The sequence below is a fragment of the Variovorax sp. 10N432 genome (genome assembly GCF_056394465.1).
Genome location: NZ_JBFTHX010000175.1, coordinates 1 through 364 on the forward strand (window position 1 = coordinate 1; position 364 = coordinate 364).

A 364-nucleotide genomic window follows, 5' to 3' on the forward strand; every position below is an offset into this window, starting at 1 on the left:
TGCCAGTGCTGCCCGATGATGTGAATTGAGTTTGCCTACGATTTTGATGACGTCTGCCACTTAGGACGAACGTCATCCGTCGTTCATGACCGGAGAATTGGGTGCGCTAGCTTTACGCGGGTCTTTTCGCCAGCATCATGTAGTTGACTTCCATGTCCGGCGAGAGGTTCCAGCGGTCCTGCAATACGTTGTAGAAGACGCCGGTACGGTGGACGATATCCATGCCGCTGGCCACCAGCGGCCGTTCAAGCTCATCCGGGCGAACCAGCTTCTCATATTGGTGGGTGCCGCGCGGCAGCCAGCGCAATATGTTTTCGGCGGCAAAGATCGCGAGCGCGCGGGCTTTCAGCGTGCGGTTGATGGT

At 57.4% G+C, this 364-nt stretch carries 1 pseudogene; it reads right to left on the bottom strand.

Features of this window, described 5'->3' with window-relative positions:
- Window positions 1-112 precede the first annotated feature (112 nt).
- Window positions 113-364: pseudogene (locus AC1DF3_RS37220) on the bottom strand (bifunctional 2-polyprenyl-6-hydroxyphenol methylase/3-demethylubiquinol 3-O-methyltransferase UbiG); the annotation flags it as partial.